The 587-nt window shown below is 65.8% G+C and carries 1 protein-coding gene; it reads left to right on the top strand.

What is annotated here, in order from left to right:
• Nucleotides 1–49: 49 nt before the first annotated feature.
• A partial coding sequence (locus tag ABD301_RS41145) for a transposase (RefSeq protein ID WP_486320513.1) occupies nt 50–587 on the top strand: 538 nt, incomplete at its 3' end.

Here is a 587-nt window from a genome sequence, read left to right as displayed (position 1 = left end):
TGATATAATAAGACAAGTAAGCCAATCACCTCCGGCTTACACAGAAATCGTGACAGGCTCGCTGCCGGCCGAACACGATGTGCCGTTGTCGCGGTGGAGTTGCCCGGAGATCGCCCGGGAACTCGCCGCCCGCTGCCAGGCATTGGTGGGTGCCTCCACCGTGCGGCGCTGGCTGGCCGCGGACCTGCTCAAACCGTGGCCGCACCGGTCCTGGATCGCCATCCGCGACCCTGACTTCGCCGCCAAGGCCGGTCGTGTCCTGGACCTATACGCCGGGATCTGGGACGGTCAGCCTCTGGGCCCGAACGATTTCGTGGTCTGCGCGGATGAGAAGACCAGCATCCAGGCCCGGTGCCGCTGCCATCCCACGCTGCCTTCGGGCAGGGCCCGCATGATGCGCGTTGAGCACGAATACAAGCGTGCCGGGGGCGCTGGCCTATCTGGCCGCCTGGGACGTTGGACACAGGGGGCTCCATCGAATGACAAGAATCGGCCCGATGAACCTGCCGACCACGCGATCGGAGGATCCCGCGGCGGGCTGACGACCAAGATCCACGCCCTGGCCGACACCCTCTGCTGCTTGGTCA

Source organism: Fodinicola feengrottensis (genome assembly GCF_039530045.1).
GTDB lineage: Bacteria > Actinomycetota > Actinomycetes > Mycobacteriales > HKI-0501 > Fodinicola > Fodinicola feengrottensis.
This window is presented reverse-complemented; position numbering and strand designations above follow the sequence as displayed.